The organism is Collinsella aerofaciens (assembly GCF_001405375.1).
GTDB classification, from domain to species: domain Bacteria; phylum Actinomycetota; class Coriobacteriia; order Coriobacteriales; family Coriobacteriaceae; genus Collinsella; species Collinsella aerofaciens_F.
The window spans coordinates 37,062-54,677 of the sequence record NZ_CYYP01000011.1 but is presented as its reverse complement, the minus strand read 5'-3'; the positions used below and the strand labels follow the sequence as shown (position 1 = coordinate 54,677).

At 61.9% G+C, this 17,616-nt stretch carries 11 protein-coding genes and 1 pseudogene; 10 read left to right on the top strand and 2 right to left on the bottom strand.

Annotated features, from left to right (window positions below):
* Positions 1 to 227 precede the first annotated feature (227 nt).
* The 4 genes and pseudogenes from ARB25_RS06670 to ARB25_RS06655 form a co-directional block, all read left to right on the top strand.
* Positions 228 to 938 (top strand): TetR/AcrR family transcriptional regulator, encoded by a 711-nt coding sequence (locus ARB25_RS06670; RefSeq protein ID WP_055286807.1) that lies wholly within the window; start codon positions 228 to 230, stop codon positions 936 to 938.
* 12 nt (positions 939 to 950) lie between these two features.
* Positions 951 to 5,735 (top strand): 2-hydroxyacyl-CoA dehydratase, encoded by a 4,785-nt coding sequence (locus ARB25_RS06665; protein ID WP_055286805.1) that lies wholly within the window; start codon positions 951 to 953, stop codon positions 5,733 to 5,735.
* Positions 5,736 to 6,151: 416 nt separating this feature from the next.
* On the top strand, positions 6,152 to 7,111 hold the full coding sequence (locus tag ARB25_RS06660; RefSeq protein ID WP_055286803.1) for a 3-hydroxyacyl-CoA dehydrogenase: 960 nt from the start codon (positions 6,152 to 6,154) through the stop codon (positions 7,109 to 7,111).
* A 96-nt stretch (positions 7,112 to 7,207) separates the two neighbouring features.
* Positions 7,208 to 7,669: pseudogene (locus ARB25_RS06655) on the top strand (aryl-sulfate sulfotransferase); the annotation flags it as partial.
* A gap of 69 nt (positions 7,670 to 7,738) precedes the next feature.
* Here ARB25_RS06655 and ARB25_RS06650 read toward each other — a convergent pair.
* Entirely contained in the window at positions 7,739 to 8,878 is a 1,140-nt protein-coding gene (locus ARB25_RS06650; protein ID WP_055286799.1) for a DUF389 domain-containing protein, read from the bottom strand.
* 307 nt (positions 8,879 to 9,185) lie between these two features.
* Here ARB25_RS06650 and ARB25_RS06645 point away from each other — a divergent pair, with 307 nt between their 5' ends.
* Together ARB25_RS06645 and ARB25_RS06640 are read left to right on the top strand one after the other, a co-directional pair.
* Positions 9,186 to 9,371: a hypothetical protein gene (locus tag ARB25_RS06645; RefSeq protein ID WP_055286797.1), complete on the top strand. Its 186-nt coding sequence runs from the start codon at positions 9,186 to 9,188 to the stop codon at positions 9,369 to 9,371.
* A 187-nt stretch (positions 9,372 to 9,558) separates the two neighbouring features.
* Positions 9,559 to 12,639: a CAP domain-containing protein gene (locus ARB25_RS06640; RefSeq protein ID WP_055286795.1), complete on the top strand. Its 3,081-nt coding sequence runs from the start codon at positions 9,559 to 9,561 to the stop codon at positions 12,637 to 12,639.
* A 200-nt stretch (positions 12,640 to 12,839) separates the two neighbouring features.
* Here the strand turns inward: ARB25_RS06640 and ARB25_RS06635 are convergent, their stop codons facing one another.
* Positions 12,840 to 14,543, bottom strand: coding sequence for an OPT/YSL family transporter (locus ARB25_RS06635; RefSeq protein ID WP_055286793.1), 1,704 nt, complete (start codon positions 14,541 to 14,543; stop codon positions 12,840 to 12,842).
* Between the two features lie 192 nt (positions 14,544 to 14,735).
* Here ARB25_RS06635 and ARB25_RS06630 point away from each other — a divergent pair, with 192 nt between their 5' ends.
* From ARB25_RS06630 to lgt, 4 genes are all read left to right on the top strand, one after another.
* Positions 14,736 to 15,587: a type III pantothenate kinase gene (locus tag ARB25_RS06630; RefSeq protein WP_055286792.1), complete on the top strand. Its 852-nt coding sequence runs from the start codon at positions 14,736 to 14,738 to the stop codon at positions 15,585 to 15,587.
* Between the two features lie 84 nt (positions 15,588 to 15,671).
* Positions 15,672 to 16,196: a deoxycytidylate deaminase gene (locus ARB25_RS06625; RefSeq protein WP_050766113.1), complete on the top strand. Its 525-nt coding sequence runs from the start codon at positions 15,672 to 15,674 to the stop codon at positions 16,194 to 16,196.
* A 171-nt stretch (positions 16,197 to 16,367) separates the two neighbouring features.
* Positions 16,368 to 16,646, top strand: coding sequence for a NifU family protein (locus ARB25_RS06620; RefSeq protein WP_035137589.1), 279 nt, complete (start codon positions 16,368 to 16,370; stop codon positions 16,644 to 16,646).
* Between the two features lie 109 nt (positions 16,647 to 16,755).
* Positions 16,756 to 17,577 (top strand): prolipoprotein diacylglyceryl transferase, encoded by an 822-nt coding sequence (gene lgt / locus ARB25_RS06615; protein ID WP_055286790.1) that lies wholly within the window; start codon positions 16,756 to 16,758, stop codon positions 17,575 to 17,577.
* Positions 17,578 to 17,616 lie beyond the last annotated feature (39 nt).

The following is a 17,616-nucleotide window of genomic DNA, read 5'->3' as shown; positions in this document are numbered from 1 at the left end:
CTTGGGCTGCCGTCGACACTATTCTACCCACGAATGACATTTTGGACAATCGGTAATGCCGCTCTAAAAGCCTGGCACAACCGGCACAACCTAGGCGGTCGCTGGATGTGACAAAGAGGCTGCCCCTTCGTCACATTCCAAATATTGCCTTTACGTGTTGATACACACGGTGTGCAATAATACTCGCACTGTGCAATAGCGCACAGGCTGAGTAACAAGGAGGACGCTTGTCCCAGCTCGAGAAATGCGACCGCCGGTCCCTTCGCTCGCAGCGTGCCCTTCGCCAGGCACTTGCCAGCGAGCTTGCCGAAAGCAGCGACCTTTCGCGCATTAACGTCGCGTCGCTCACCGAGCGCGCCGGTCTTACACGCCGCACGTTCTATTCGCACTACCGCGATATCCCCGACTTTATCAGCCAGATCGAGGACGGCCTGCTTGCCGAGATTCGCGAGCGGGTGGAGCTTATCACCGCAGCTCAATTACCCGATCTTTACCGCAACGTTGACGAGCTCGAGCCGGCACCCGGTTCGGTTGAGCTGCTTCACTATCTTGCGGCTAATCGCGACCTTATCGGGGCCCTGCTGGGCCCGGGCGGCGACCCCGCCTTTATTAAAAAGATCATCGATACCGCACGCGAGGCCGTGGTGCCGCGTGCGCAGACGGGCATTTTGGGCTTGGCGCTGGGCACCTTCTTTGACTACTACGTCACCTATGTCGTGAGTGCCGAGGTCGGCATGATCCAACGTTGGTTTGAGCGTGACCTTTCCGAATCGCCCGAGGCCATGGCGCGCATTATGACGGTGCTCGCTTTTGTGCGCCCTGGTGATCTGTATGGCCAACCCATCGATATCAACGTGCCGGAATACGGCATGAAGCTATTGAATCTGCAGCTCGAGGACGCGGTCGACACCACCGCAACCGTCGAGTCCAACAACTAAGAGGAGAGACAGATGAGCAAACTCGTCGAGGGCATCAAGGACCGCATGGTCGCTGCCGCACGCGAGGCCGCGCCCGCCGTGGTGGACGCCGCGCAGAAGGCCGCGACCGTGGCTGCCGAGAAAGTTGCCGAGGCAGTTGCCGATGCCAAGAACGCGGCAGGGGAGACGTCCGTCGCCACCGAGCCCGCCGCCACCGAGCCCGCAGTCACCACCGCCGCCCACGCCCCCGAAGGCGCGATCTTCAACCCCGAGAATGCTCGCGGCAACCTGCACCTGGGCATCGACGTGGGTTCCACTACCGTTAAGCTCGCCGTGCTCAACGACGACAACCAGATCGTCTACGCCAAGTACCAGCGCCACCACACCGACGTCCGCGCCTGCGCCCGCGACCTGTTCGAGGGCGCTGCGACCGTGCTGCCGACGGCCCAGATGACCTGCGCCATTACCGGCTCGGGCGGCCTACTGCTGTCCCAGTGGCTCGACCTGGAGTTTGTCCAGGAGGTCATCGCCAGCAAGCGCGCCGTCGAGACCCTCATCCCAGCCACCGATGTCGCCATCGAGCTGGGCGGCGAGGACGCCAAGATCATCTATTTCGACAACGGCATCGAGCAGCGCATGAACGGCACCTGCGCCGGCGGCACGGGCGCGTTCATCGATCAGATGGCAACCCTGCTGCACACTGACGCCAGCGGCCTTAACGAACTCGCGGCCAACGCCACCACCATCTATCCCATTGCCAGCCGCTGCGGCGTTTTTGCCAAGACCGACGTCCAGCCGCTGCTCAACGAGGGCGCCCGCCCCGAGGACGTGGCTGCCTCCATCTTCCAGGCCGTCGTGACCCAGACCATCTCGGGCCTGGCATGTGGCCGTCCCATCCGCGGCAACGTCGCCTTCCTGGGCGGCCCGCTGCAGTATCTCTCCGAGCTGCGCCACCGCTTCTACCTCACGCTCAACCTGGATGAGGAGCACCGTATCGTGCCCCAAAATGCCCACCTGTTTGTGGCGAGCGGCGCCGCCATGGCGCACGAGTCCAACAAGCTCAGCACGTTCCCGCAGCTCATCGAGGCCATCGACAGCTTGGGTGACACGCAGGGTGCCGAGGTCGAGCGCCTGGATCCGCTCTTTGCCACCGACGAGGATTTTGCCGAGTTCAAGACTCGCCACGACACCGAGGTCGTCCCCAAGGGTAAGCTCGACGGCTACACCGGCCGCGTGTTCATCGGTATCGACGCCGGTTCCACCACCATGAAGGCCGCGCTCGTGGGCGAGGACGGCCAGCTGTTGCACACCTGGTACGGCAACAACAACGGTGACATCCTGGGCACGGCCAAGGTCATCATGGCCGATTTCTACAACCACATCCCCGCCGGCTGCACCATCGGCCACGTGACCACCACGGGCTACGGCGAGGCACTGCTCATCGAGGCCCTCAAGGCCGATTCCGGCGAGATCGAGACCGTCGCGCACCTGCGCGGCGCCAAGGCATTCCTGCCCGGCGTCGAGTTTATCCTGGACATTGGCGGCCAGGACATGAAGTGTCTGCGCGTCAAGGACGGCGTCATCGAGCACATCATGCTCAACGAGGCTTGCTCGTCGGGCTGCGGCAGCTTTATCGAGAGTTTCGCCGTGTCTATGAACATGGACGTGCGCGCGTTCGCCGATGCCGCCATCCACGCTAAGGCTCCCGTCGACCTGGGCAGCCGCTGCACGGTCTTTATGAACTCGCGCGTCAAGCAGGCGCAAAAGGAAGGCGCCACGGTGGGCGACATCGCGGCCGGCCTGTCCTATTCCGTCATCAAGAACGCCCTGTTCAAGGTCATTAAGCTGCGCGACCCCAAGGAGATCGGCAACCAGGTGATCGTCCAGGGCGGCACCTTTATGTCCGATGCCACGCTGCGCGCGTTTGAGCAGCTCACCGGCGTTCACGCCGTGCGTCCCGACATCGCCGGCTGCATGGGCGCCTATGGTGCGGCCCTGCTTGCCCGCGATCGCGCCGGCGCCGACGGCACCTCGACCATTCTTTCTGCCGAGGACATCGCGCACCTTACCGTGACGCAAAAGCATGTCCGCTGCGGCCGTTGCTCTAACAACTGCCAGCTTACCGTCAACGACTTTGGCGGTGGCAGGCGCTTCATTACCGGCAACCGCTGCGAGAAGGGCGCCGGCCACAAAAAGCAGAAGACTGAGGCCCCCAACCTCTTCAAAAAGAAAAATGAGCTGCTCTTTAACCGCGAGGTGCTGAGCCCCGACGAGGCCCCGCGCGGTACCGTCGGCATTCCGCGCGCGCTCAACATGTACGAGAACTACCCCTTCTGGCACGCGTTCTTTACGCGCTTGGGCTTTAGCGTGCAGCTGTCCGACCAGTCGAGCAAGAAGACCTACCAGGCGGGCATCGAGTCCATGCCGTCCGAGAGCGTGTGCTATCCGGCCAAGATGAGCCACGGCCACGTGATGAACCTCGTCGACCGTGACGTCGACTTTATCTGGATGCCGTGCGTGCGCTGGGAGCGCAAGGAGGACCCGACCGCCGGCAACTGTTACAACTGCCCCATCGTCATGAGTTACCCCACGGCGCTGGCACTCAACATCGACGAGATCCGCGAGCAGAACATCGAGTTCCTGTATCCGTTTGTGCCCTATCACGATAAGACCGAGCTCAAGCGCCGTCTGTACCAGGTGCTCGCCGTCGACCGTGTGGCCGATGCGCAAGCCGGTCGCGGTCGCGTGCGCGGTCCCAAGATCACGCGCTCCGAGGTCGATGCCGCCGTCAACGCTGCCTTTGAGGCCGACGCGCGCTTCCACGAGGACATCCAGACCATGGGCGAGGAGGCCCTTAAGTGGGTCGAGGACCACGGCGGCCACGGCATTGTGCTCGCCGGTCGTCCCTACCATAACGACCCCGAGATCAACCATGCCCTGCCCGAGCTTATCTCGAGCTTTGGCTTTGCGGTCTTTACCGAGGATTCGCTCGCGCATCTCGTGAAGCCCGAGCGCCCGATTCGCGTCGTCGACCAGTGGATGTACCACAGCCGCCTATACGCCGTCGCCCGTTTTGTGACGATGCGCAACGACCTGGACCTGATCCAGCTCAACTCTTTCGGCTGCGGCCTGGACGCTCTGACCACCGACCAGGTGCAGGAGATCCTGGAGGCCAGCGGCAAGATCTACACCGTGCTCAAGATCGACGAGGTGTCCAACCTGGGCGCCGCGCGCATCCGCATCCGCTCGCTCATGGCGGCGCTTAAGGACCAGGAGGCCGAGCGCTTGGCCGAGGCCACGGCCGCGGGCGAGGCCTACGAGCAGGGCGATGCCGCGCCGGTGGCACCTTCCACGGATGCCCCCGCGTTCGCGAGCCGCAAGTACACGTTCGAGGCGCAGCGCAAGAGTGCTTCGACCGCGTGGCCCAAAGTGCCCTTTACCGAGCAGATGCGCGACGAGGGCTACACCATTCTGTGCCCGCAGATGGCGCCGATCCACTTTGACCTGGTCAAAGAGGTATTCCGCGGTGCCGGCTACAATTTGGAGCTGCTGCCCTCGACCGATCACGACGCCGTCGAGGCCGGCCTGCGCTATGTGAACAATGACATTTGCTACCCGTCGATTCTGGTGACGGGCCAGATCATGGAGGCCATCGAGAGCGGTCGATACGACCTGTCCAAGACAGCCGTGGTTATCAGCCAGACCGGCGGCGGCTGCCGTGCCACCAACTACATCGCGCTCATCCGCAAGGCGCTGCGCGAGAGCGGCCACCCCGAGATCCCGGTGATTTCGCTTTCGGCCGTGGCGCTCGGTGAGGACAACCCCGGCTTTAAGATTACGCCGGCGCTGCTCAAGCAGGCCGTGTACGCGGTGCTCTTTGGCGACGTGATGATGCAGATGCTCTACCGCTGCCGCCCGTACGAGGCCACGCCCGGTGCCGCCAACGCGCTCTACGAGGAGTACATGGCGCGCGCCCGCAAGCTGGCGCCTAAGTTCAACAGGCATAACTACACCAAGCTTGCTCGCGAGGCCATCCGCGCGTTCGACACCATGCCGCTCGTGGGCGAGGGTACCAAGCCGCGCGTGGGCGTGGTTGGCGAGATCTTGGTCAAGTTCCACCCCACAGCCAACAACCACGTGGTCGACGTTATCGAGCGCGAGGGCTGCGAGGCCGTGGTGCCGGGCCTGCTCGACTTCTTCCTGTACTCCATGAGCAACGCCGAGCTTCAAAAAGACGAGCTGGGAAGCTCTGCCACGGCGCGCGCTAGCATGCAGGCGCTCATTAAGCTCGTGGACTGGATGCGCACGCCGGTGGAGGAGATGCTCGAAAAGTCCCGCCGCTTTGAGGCACCCGAGCGCATCGGCACCATGGCGGACAAGGCTCGCACGGTGCTCTCGGTGTGCAACAACATGGGCGAGGGCTGGTTACTCACGGCCGAGATGCTCGACCTGATTGACCATGGCGCGCCCAACATCATCTGCACGCAGCCCTTCGCGTGCCTGCCCAACCACGTGGTGGGTAAGGCCGTGATCAAGGAGCTGCGCCGCCAGCATCCCGAGAGCAATATCGTCGCGGTGGACTATGATCCTGGTGCGTCCGAGGTCAACCAGCTCAACCGTATTAAGCTCATGATCAGCGTGGCGAAGGAGAACATGCGCGCCGGTAAGGGCTTTAAGCTCGAGAAGGTGGCGCCGCTCGCGATGGACGAGGTCACCGGCCAGATGCGTGCTCATGACGGCTGTGTGAGCTGCGGCTCGGTCGACGAGAGTGCCGTGGCGTCGGTTGCTGAGCGCCTGGGACGCGGCATTAAGAAGTAACTGGCCTGCTTTGGGCTAGATATGAGACAAACGGGTGGTAGCCGTACCGGCTACCGCCCGTTTTTGCTGGACATATGTTGCGTAAATCGTTTTGTCGCAGCCTTCTGTGCACTCGAATTTCGGAAGTGCGGGAAAAAACGCGAACCTCCTGAGCACACCACCTTTTTAGACTCTCACGACCTGCGGTTTTGTTGTAAAAAAAGCCGGTCTGGTCGGCGAATCCCGATTTTTCCCCGCACTTCCGAAAACAGCGGTTCAGCAGCGTCAAAAAATGCCCTCAAAATCGAGAGTTAATGAACAGATGTAGCCGTTCGCCGCAAATTACCGTCCGTTTATAGAACCCACCCCCAGCGTGCAGTCCCCTTACGGTTGAATAAATACACATCTATGGAATTACGTAAGAGAGGACTGTTCCTATGAGCTACAAGACCGTTTGTGTTGCCGGCGGCGGCGTGTTAGGAAGCCAGATTGCCTTTCAGGCTGCCTACTGCGGCTTTGATGTAACGATTTGGCTGCGCAGCGAGGGCAGCATCGGCCGCACCCAGCCCAAGATCGATCATGTGCGCGAGGAGTACATCGCGGCAATCGAGGGTATGGCGGACGGTACGGGCGAGTGGTGTGCCGGTATCGCCGATAGCGACCAGATCTTCGACAGGGAGGCGGCGCTCGCCGCCGTTGAGCGTGCCTACTCCACACTCAAGCTGGAGCTCGACCTCGCCAAGGCCGTTGCCGACGCCGACTTGGTCATCGAGTCTATGGCCGAGGACACACAGGCAAAGATCGACTTCTACAAGAAGCTCGCCCCGGTTCTGCCGCAAAAGACCGTCATCGTGACGAACTCCTCTACGCTGCTGCCGAGCACCTTTGCCAAGTACACTGGTCGCCCCGAGAAGTACCTGTCGCTGCACTTTGCCAACTCCATCTGGAAGAACAACATGACCGAGGTCATGGCCCAGGACCAGACCGACAAGCGCTATTTCGACGAGCTCGTCGACTTCGCCAACGACATTCGCATGCTGGCACTTCCCGTCAACAAGGAAAAGAACGGTTACCTGCTCAACTCTATGCTGGTGCCGTGGCTGCTCTCGGGCCTTGACCTGTATGTCTCGGGCGTCAGCGACCCCAAGAGTATCGACCTCGCATGGACGCGCGGCACTGGCGCTCCCAAGGGCCCATTCCGCGTATTCGACACCGTGGGTATCCAGACGGCCTACAACATCGTTATGCAGTATCAGAAGGTCCCGGGCCTGGTGAGCCCGTTGCTCAAAAAGATGATGATGCCCTACAACTTTAAGGCTATGGCGTCCGTCCTCAAGAAGATGCTCGACGAAGGCAAGCTGGGCGAAAGCTCGGGCGAGGGCTTCTTTAAGTACTAAAAATGATTCCTCGGGAACGGAGGAAAACGAATCATTTTTGGTCGCCAGCAGTGAGAAGATGGACCCAGAAATAGAAAGGAGTGGCAATGGGCCGGCTCGGGCTTTGAGGACAAGTTGCTGCAGGCCCAGGGCGATTTTTCGCTCAACGCGGGCCAGCACAGCGTGACGTATCTGCCGAGTTCTGACACGGCAGCGACTGGTCGCTACCAGGTGCTGCTATACGACAACAACTTTGGTGCGACCGAGCGCTATCCCAAGTTCGACTGGGGCCAGCTGGGCTCCGCGGTGGTGACCGACTACAACAAGGGCACGCATTCGTTTGGGCGCATCTTTACAGTGGACGAGACCGCGCGCACCTACGAGCTTGTGGACCAGATCGCCGTGCCGTTTTCGGGCTATGTGAGCAGTGCGCAGCGCGTCGGCAATTCGAACAGCATGCTCGTGGCATCGGGCATGGCCAAGACCTTTATCGAGTACGACCGCTACGGACTGCCCATCGCCACCTACGAGATGGAAGCCGAAAAGCACATCTACCGCGTGTACAAGTACGAGCTGTAGCGCTGCGCTTGGCTGCGTCTGTGCCCCGTGGCTGCGCGCGCTCGCGCCGGGCCCGCCTCGCGTCCCGCATCACTTCACATCGAACTCCACGCGATCGAGTTCAGGCACGTTGAGGTCTATGAGCTTGCGGGCGACGTGGCGGTCGTGTGCCCCAAGCGCCTCGCCTGTCGTCACATGGGCGACAATCTCGCGCTCGACGACGCCCTCCTCCTCGCCTTCGGTAGCCGAGGTCTCGACGGCGACGGTGTAATCCTTAAAGCCCGGCAGCACCGCGGCAAGTTCGCGCGTAGTTTCGGTGACACCGTAGCCGTCCTGCACGCCGGTCTGCGCCGAGCCAATAGACCCCGCCGTCATAACGATGCAGGGGATGGCAAAGACTACCGTACCCACAATGATGCGGCGGCGCACCTTGCGCGATAGCTCGTCGACCTCGGCATCTTCTTCGGCGGTTACAATGCCGTCGCCGTTGAGGTCGCGCTTGAGCGGCACGCGCAAGATAAGTAATACGGCTTCGGCCGCGAGTGCGATAAAGACCACGTTGATGCCAAACTCGTAAAGCGCCGAGAGAAACAGCGACCCGCTTGCGATGGCGATGCCATAGCCCGCCGCGCACAGAGGCGGCATGAGCGCGGTCGCCACGGCCACGCCGGCGATGAGCGTGGCGGGTTCCTGGTCGCGCGAGTTGCCCAGCCCGCCTGCAAAGCCGCCTGCGAGTGCGACGGTAAGGTCCCAGACGGTGGGTGTAGAGTTGTCGATGATGGCGGCCGTGGTGGTGCCAAGGGGCGAGAGCTTAAAGTACAGCGTGGACGTGACCAGGCAAAAGGCCATCTGCAGCGCAAGGCTGGCAATGGCCTCGACGGTGATCTCGCGGTCGAGCGTTGCAATACCGTATGCCATGGCAAGGACCGAGCCCATAAGCGGGCAGATGAGCATGGCGCCCACGATGGCAATGTCCGAATCGATATCGAGGCCGATGCTTGCGATGAGCATGGCGATGATGAGGATACACAGGTGAGAGCCAGTCAGACGCGCCCCGTTTACAAAACGCTTGCGGATCACGTGATAGGGCGCGCGTCCCTCGCGAATGTTGAACGCGCGCTTTAAAAAGCGACCAGCCTGCTCGGCAGCCTCACTATGGGCTGGGCGGATGCCGTGGCGCCGGTGATGGCGCTCGCGTAGTCGCTTGATCTGTTGTTTGTCGAGTTCCATGTCCACCTCGTTCCAGCGCGGTCCGCGCAACGCGCCCGTTGTCCTAACTCTACACCGTGGCGGGCGGGGTGCCTGTTGGATGCGGAATCCGATAGGGCGGATGACGCGGGAGCAAATGCAAATCACAGGCTCAATTCCATCCCGCGAAAATATGATGCACCAGCTCCTTCAAATGTGACGAAATTGTGAAGCACAGGAGCACGAATTTCAAAAAATACGCTGGTCGCCAATGTTGCGCAACAGAATTCAAAAATCAGCTCCTACATTTTGAAGCGTATGGATACATCCGTGTCAAAGGGAGAAAGCCATGGCAAACTACAGTCCACAACACTTTGAGCCTCGGGCCAAGACTGTCAACGTCAAGGGCGTTGCTAACCGCGCCGTCGCAACCGTTTTGACGGCGGGCCTCATCGCTCAGCCGCTCATGTCGCCGCTGGCGGCAATCGCCGCACCGTCAACCGATAACGGCGATTCTGTTCAGGGGGGGGGGTAGTTCTGTAGAGAATACCGTTGCCGCCGGTAACCAAGCGGTCGTAAAGACGGCTGCCCAGCTGGCCGAGGAGTCGGCAAAGCAGCTCAAGGACGCTCAGGCCGCCTACGATGCCGCCCAGAAGAAGGCCGGCGCGGCGGGCCAGTCTCAAAAGCAGGCGCAGCAGCAAAAGAATCAGGCCTCGCAGGCCGTGACCGATAACGCCGCCGAGCAGAACGAGGCCGAGGTAGCCGCGCTTCAGGAGAAGATTGACGAGCTTAAAGCGGCCGTCGACAAGGCAGAGCAGCAGCAGAAGAAGCTGGGCGACCTGAACGATCAGCTCGAACAGGCCAACAAGAGTGTCGAGGATAAGACCCAGGCGCTCAAGGACGCCAAGGCAAAGCAGGATGAGGCCAAGAAGGCCCTCGATGATGCCCAGGCCAAGCTCGAGGCCATGGGTATGGACGAGTACGAGGCCGCCAAGAAGGCCGTCGAGGACGCGCAGGCAAAGCTCGATGACGCCAATAAGGCCGTTGCTACTGCACAGGCCAATCTGGACCAGGCCAAGGCCGCCGAGGCGAGTGCTCAGCAGGAAAAGAAGGACACTGAGGCCGCTCTGACTTCCGCCCAGGCCAAGAAGCAGGAGACTGCCGCTGCTCTCGCAGCCGCAACCACCGCGCGCGATAACGCCCAGCAGAAGTTCAACCAGGCGCAGGCCGCGCTCGATGCTGCCGTCTCGGGTACGGGTGTCGACCTGAGTGCGCTTGAGGCCGCCAAGAACGCTGCTGCTGGTGAGCTCAAGACCGCGCAGGCGGAGCTCAATGCCGCGACGGATGCCGACGCCACCGCACAGACAAATCTGCAGGCCGCCCAGGCTGCCGTCGCTGCCGCGCAGGAGAAGGTCAACGCCGCCAACGCTGCTGTGGCATCTGCCCAGTCTGCATACGATGCGGCAAACAAGGAGTACAAGGACGCGGCCAGTAAGCGTGACGCCGCGAAGACGGCATACGAGCAGGCCCAGCAGACCGAGACCGACAAGAAGGCGGAGTACGATAAGCTTGTCGAAGTTCGCAAGCAGAAGCGCAGCGAGTGGGAGGCAGCCTGCGCCGCTTCGAACGCCGCGGAAAAGGCTTATGACGCTGCTAATGCCCAGGTTGAGGCTCTTGAGCAGCAGATTGCAGACCTAAAGTCCAACATGACCGTTGACCAGGAAGTCATCAGTCAGGGTATGTTCGGCTTCATGAACTACATCATCGGCGGCAGCCAGTTCACAGCCACGCAGAAAAAGAACGCCCAGGATGCCGTATCGACGTTGACCGGCGCCGATGACAAGGCCGAATGGTATGACCAGTACGTCGATCAGGACATGTCTCGCGACACCAATCCGCTTTCCTTGGAGCAGATGCGCAACGCCTTGACATATCTCGACACCCAGAACAACCTCCGCAAGGCGAACGGCCAGTCGGCGCTCAGCGTCAGCCTCCGCATGACTGTGGCGGCAGCCCTTAATACATCATATTCATCGAACATCTGGGGACACTCGAACTGCTATTTCGACAACGGGGAGAATCTTGCCGGCGGAGGCGGCGCATATACCGGCGGCGAGACCGAGGATACACTCGGTTGGCCCTACACCGGCCTCTACACACAGGAGAAGGAGGCATTCGATAAGTACGTCGAGAAGAATAGTGACCTTGGAAACCATCGATATGATTCCTACTATATCTACCAGCACTACAGCAGCATCTACCATGAGTGCGGGCACTATCTCAACATCATCGATGCCGGCACGAAGGCTATTGGCATCGCGACCGGTAGCGGTAAGAACACCGATTCCGAGGTAACAATCTTCGATTACAGCTCTTTTGACAGTGAGGCTGATTTCACTGTCTCCGAGTTCAAGAAGCTCCTGAACGACTACATCGATTCCGCCTACAACGCAGGCGGCACGCAGGAGCAGAAGGAGCAGCTTAAGCAACTTCAGACTAAGCTGGCAGAGGCGCAGAAGACCTTCGGTACTGCCAAGGAAGCTTATTTCGCAGCGGTAAATAAGCAGGATGCGGCGCATGATGCCTATACCGCGGCTGACACGAACGTGAACACCGCCAAGGGCGAGTACGAGAAGGCTAAGTCCGGCACCGCCGCCGCGAAGACGGCATACGACGCCGCCGAAGCCAAGCTCAAGGGCATCGACGTCAAGACGCCCCAGACCAAGCTCGATGCCGCCAAGGGCGAGGCCGCTACTGCCCAGGCAGCTCTCGATAAGGCAAATGCCACGCTCGCCGACAGCCAGACGAAGGCAGCCGAGGCCACCGCTCACAAGGCGAAGGCTCGCAGCGCCCGCGATGCCGCCAAGGCAAAATCCGATCAGGCCAACGAGGCATATGACAACGCTACCGCTTCGGTCAAGAACCTTGCCGCCAAGCGCGATGCCGCCCAGGCGGACCTTGCGAATAAGCAGGGCTCGCTTGACGAGGCAAAGAAGGCCGACGATGCCGCCCAGGCTGGTGTAGACAAGGCTCAGGCCGCAGATACGCACGCCGCGACCGCTCTTTCGGACGCCAAGCAGGCAGTTGCCGCCAAGAAGCAGGCCCTGTCCGACGCACAGGCGAAGGCCAAGGCCGCCGAGGGCGAGCTGGCTACCGCAAACAAGGCCTTCGAGCGCTTCGCCGGCGCTCAGAAGGCGGTCGACGACGCCAAGACCGCCTATGACGCTGCCGTGGCCAGTGTCGCCGATGCCCAGAAGCAGCTCGAGGCCGCCAACGAAGCCGTCGTCGATGCGAACCTCGATATCGTCAAGGCCAAGGCAGAGCTTGCCAACGACGAGGCACTCAAGGCCGATCTTGAGGCTGTCGACCACAAGGCATCCCTTGCCGCGGGCACGACGGGCAACGAGAAGCTGGTCAAGCTGAACGCTGCCTACGCTCGCTATAAGGCTGCCGTCGATGCCGCCGCTGGTCTCAAGGCTGCTCTGAGCGATGCCGATGCCAAGCTGTCCGATGCCAACGACGCCTATGCCGCCGCGCTTGCCGAGCTTAACGATGCTAAGGATGCCCTGGCTGCCGCACAGGCCGAGTACGACAAGTATCATCCCAAGGCTGAGCCGCAGGCCAAGCCTCAGGTTGCGCAGGCTGCTGCAAAGGCTCCTGTCGCCAAGAAGAAGGCAACGTCGGCCGCGCTCGCCCAGACTGGCGACAATTCCGCTCTTGCGGGCGAGGTGTTCGTCATCGGCGGTATCACCCTCGTGGCCGCTGGTGTGACGCTGAGCGATCGTCGTCGCAAGCACATGTAGTGATTCGGGCGTCGGCTCTGCAGTGAACTTCAATTCATAGCGGGACCGTCTCGATAGCCAAACGATAAGGCCGGCGCGCTGTCATACGCAGCGCGCTGGCCTTTCTTTGTTTCGATATCAAAAAGCCCGGTCGGTGGCCGCGAAAGCTACCGACCGGGCAAATCGTGGGCAATATGGTTGCTGTCGAGCAGCTGCTCAGCTTAGCCCAGCAGGCTCAGACCCACGGAGACAAACGCCAGGATAACGCCGACGATGGACTCGCCGCCGAGAAGGCCGCTGGCAACGACCAGACCCTGTTCCTGGAAGGCGGCGTCCTTGGCAGCCCTCTCCTCGTCCGAAAGACCAGCGGTGGCGTCGCGGTGGGCGGACCACTTGTCGTAGGCGAGCTTAACGCAGGAGCCCAGGAAAGCCGTGAGCGACATGTAGAACGGCAGGTACACGCCCAGGCCGATCATCATGGCCGGAATGCCGAGCCAGTACATGACGATGCCGGCGATAAAGCCGCCCGCAAACCACGGCACGCTCGGGATGCCCGAGACCATGGTGGCGACGACGCTTGCCTGCGCGGCCACAAAGCTCTTGTCGGGTCCAAAGGCGTCCGGACCATAGGCGGTTACGAGCGCGACCATGACGGCGGCAGCGACCAGGGCGCCCACGATGCCGCCGATGGCCTGGCCGACCCACTGTGCACGCGGGTTGGTGCCCAGCACGGCGCCGGCCTTAAAGTCGTTCATGACGTCGCCCGCAAGGCCGCACGCTACGGCCACGATGCCGGCGATAAAGAACAGTTTAACCTGCGCGAGCTGCGCGAAGGCAGCCACGATGAGCATAACGATGAGGCCAAAGATCTCCATGGGGTCGATGCCCGTCTGGCCGCAGCTCTGTGCGCTCATGATGGTGGTGACAAAGGTGAACAGCGTCACGATGACGGCCGGGACGGGACCAAGGTCGAGCGCGATGGCGGCGATCACGGCGATGGCGGCAGCGCCCAGGCCGATGATGCCGGCGTCGAGTTTAAGGGAGCCCGAGATGAGCGACTGCTCGTCGGTGTCGGTGGAGCTGTCGGCGGCAAGACCGCGGACGATACCGGCGACCTGCGGCAGGATGTCCTTGAGGACGACGGCGACGCCAAAGCCCATCATGAGGCCCATGCCCAGGGACTTGACGATGCCTTGCGCAGTCATAACGTCGAACAGACCGGCAGCGGTGCCGCCCACGATGATGCCAAAGTTGCCCAACAGGGCGCCGGCAAACCAGAACGCGACCGGGGCGAAGCCCACGAGGAAGCCGATGGACAGCAGCATGGGCGAGTTGTAGATGGCAAAGGTCACGCCGGGGATGTTGAGCGTGCACAGCATGCTGGGCACCACGCCCAGGGCGTCGCGCAGCACGCTGTAGATGCCTGCGATGGCCATGGAGCCAAAGAGCTGCTTACCGGTCTTGCCGCCGGCCTCGGTGGCGCGTAGGGTCTGAGCTGCGGCGTTGCCGGTGGGGAACTCCAGCGCGGCGTCCACGATAAAGTGACGGTGGATGAGCGCGGTGGCCAGCAGGCCCAGGATGGTGCCGGCGAGCGCCACGATAAACATGTCGAGCCAGCTGATCTGGTCGGCATAGCCCAGCATCCAGGCGCCCGGGATGGTAAACGCCAGGCCGCCGGCGACCATGGCGCCCGCGGACATGATGGTGTGGGTGACGTTGGCCTCGTTGAGGCTGGCGTTGCCCATGAGCTTCAGGAAGAACAGCGAGATGACGGCAGCGAAAATGATTGGCCAGGGGAGGGCGCCCATCTTGAGGGCCGTGTAGGCCGAGCTTGCCGTGATGATCACGCAGCCAAGGACGCCGATGACGACACCGCGCAGCGTGAGTTGCCCGCGCATCGAGGCGCGGTTCGAGGGATTGCTCATATTGAACTCCTTTGCGTATATCCGCTTCCCCCGGGAGCGCCGCTACGGATGCGGCGCGGGAAGTCGGGTTACCAAAGGCCGTCGCGTGAGCTCGCAAACGACCGCGCATCAGTATAGCCGCAACCTAGTCATTTTGGGATGACTGGTTTAGGTAGGCGATATACTGCTGGGCAGACGAAAGGAGCGCCGACGATGCTTAATGGGTGCGCATATATATTGACGGTCGACGTGGGTAACACGTTCATTCGCTTTGGCCTGTTTGCAGAGGATTCGGCCGCGGCGCAGGAATGCCCGCTTGCGACGTGCGAGATCACGACGCCATCGAGCATTACGGCCGACGAAGCGCGTATGCGTCTCGCTCAAGTCATGGCCGCGCTGGCGGCTGATGCGGGCATGCCCGGCGCGCTCGTGCCCACGGCGGCCGTGCTGAGCTGCGTGGTGCCGGCGCTCGAGCGCCCGTGGAAGGCGGCGCTTTCCCGTACCTGCACGGGGCGCGTGCTCACCGTGGGGCCGGGCCTCAAGACCGGCATGCCCGTGCACTACGACGACCCGGCCGAGATCGGCCCCGACCGCATCGCCGATGCCGTGGCGGCCCGTGCCGTCTACGGCTCTCCGTGCATCGTGATCGACCTGGGCACGACGACCAATATCGAGGTCAACGACGCGTGCGGTACCTTTGTGGGCGGCGTCATCGCGCCGGGTCTGGCGCTCGGCGCCCGGTCGCTTTCGGCCGCTGCGGCGCGTTTGCCGCAGGTCGAGCCTTCGGCGCCAACGCACGTCATCGGCCGCAACACGCGCGAGGCCATGCGCTCGGGCGTGGTCTTGGGCGAGGTGGCCCGCATCGACGGCATGCTCGACATGGTGCTCGCCGAGATGCGCGCGACCAAGGCCGCGGGGGAGGGCGACGTGCCCATCGTAATTACCGGCGACGATGCCGAGGCACTCGCGGCGTTGGTCGGCCACAGCCTGACGGTAGATGACGCACTGACGCTGCGGGGTCTCGCCGAGCTCTACCGCATCAACCAAAAGCCCCGCCGCGTGTAAAAGTGAGGGCGCCGGTGGGACAAACGCCCCCACCTTTCACCTGCTACAATGGGTCAAACTATTGCGATTACGGAGGTGTCTGCCATGTCGGACGATCTTCATCAAACTTCGTCAGGCAAGCGCCTGGACGTCATTAGCTGGGACGAGTTCTTTATGAGCGTGGCCATCGCCGCGCAGCGCCGCAGCAAGGACCCCAACACGCAGGTGGGTGCGTGCATCGCCAACACCAACCACCGCATCCTTTCGGTGGGTTACAACGGCACACCCTCGGCACTCAACGACGACTTTTTTCCGTGGGGTACGAGCGACGACCCGCTGCAGGACAAGCACAACTACGTGGTCCATGCCGAGGCAAACGCCGTGCTCAACTACCGCGGCTCGCTCAAAGACCTCGAGGGTTCCACGGTCTACGTCACGCTGTTCCCGTGCCATGACTGCGCCAAGATCCTGGCGCAGGTGGGCGTGGGCGAGGTCGTCTACCTGGACAATAAGTATGCCGACACCGATGACGGCCGTATCAGCCGCCGCATTCTCGACTCCTGCGGCATCAGCTACCGCCAGGTCATCGTCGATGTTCAGATTGGTACCGGGGGACAAGCTCGACAGTAATATGCGTTGTCGCTATCTGACGACGAACGCAGCTAAAAGAGTCCCGTCCCAAATTGACTACTCGTGAAAGTCGCGTCTGCGCGCATGGACGGCTCGTGAGCGGGTACACGGCTGTAGTAACATAGCTTCTGTCCGCGGGCGCGCCCGCGTAATTGTGAGAAAGGAGCCCCTGTGGCTGTTAACGAAGAGCTGCTTAAGAAGGTTCTTGAAGAGATTCGCCCCAACCTGCAGGCCGACGGCGGCGATATGGAGTATGTGGGCGTCGACGACGAGGGCGTCGTCAAGCTGGAACTGCAGGGCGCCTGCGCCGGCTGTCCCATGAGCTCGCTAACCCTTTCCATGGGTATCGAGCGCATCCTGAAGGAGCATGTGCCCGGCGTTACCCGCGTCGAGCAGGTCAATGCTTCCGGCGAGGCCGAGGACCTGTACGACGAGTACGCGCCGTTCTAAGAAGTGAAAGCTGCGGGCGATATGCTCCGCATAGACGTCACGCCCGAATATGCGGCTGCGAGCGTAAGGCCCGCGGCCGCATTTGTATGTAGGGAGCAGGGGGATCGATATGCTCAACGACCTCTACCATATGCTTGATCCCGTCGCGATCGCGGCGGGGCCCATTACGATTTACTGGTATGGTCTGGCCTATGTGGTCGGCGCCCTGCTCACGGCGGTCGTCATGTACCGCACGCAGCGTCGCTGGGGCTTTAACATCACGATTGACGACCTGACGAGTGTCGTGGTCGGCGTGGTCTTTGGCCTCATTATCGGTGCGCGCCTGTTTTACGTCGTCTTTTACGGCGACGGCTACTACTGGGCGCATCCGCTCGAGATCTTTGCCACCAATGAAGGCGGCATGAGCTTCCATGGCGGCCTGGTGGGCGGCATCATCGGCGGCGTGCTCGTGTGCCGCATGTATAAGCTCGATGCCTGGACTTTGGCAGACCTTGCCGTCATCGGCGCGCCGCTGGCCTTGTGCCTGGGCCGTTGTGCCAACTTTGTCAACGGTGAGCTGTGGGGCAAGCCGACCGATCTGCCCTGGGGCGTGATCTTTGGCGGCACCGCGGGCGATATGCCGCGCCATCCCTCCCAGCTCTACGAGGCATTCCTCGAGGGTATTGTGCTCTTTTGCATTCTGCAGGTGCTCAGCCGCAAAAAGCCGCTACTGCCCCAAGGCACGTTTATGGGCGTCTTTGTGATGGGTTACGGCATCGTTCGCTTCCTCATTGAGTTTGTGCGTGTGCCCGATGCGCAGCTGGGCTATCTGCTGGGCGGCGTCATCACCATGGGTCAGCTGCTGAGCCTGCCGCTCGTAATCGCGGGCCTGGCGCTCATCATCTTCGCTCGTCGCCGCAACCAACCCCAGCGCGTCTACCTGGACGCCTAACCACCAAAACCACCACAAAGGGGACAGGCACCTTTGTGG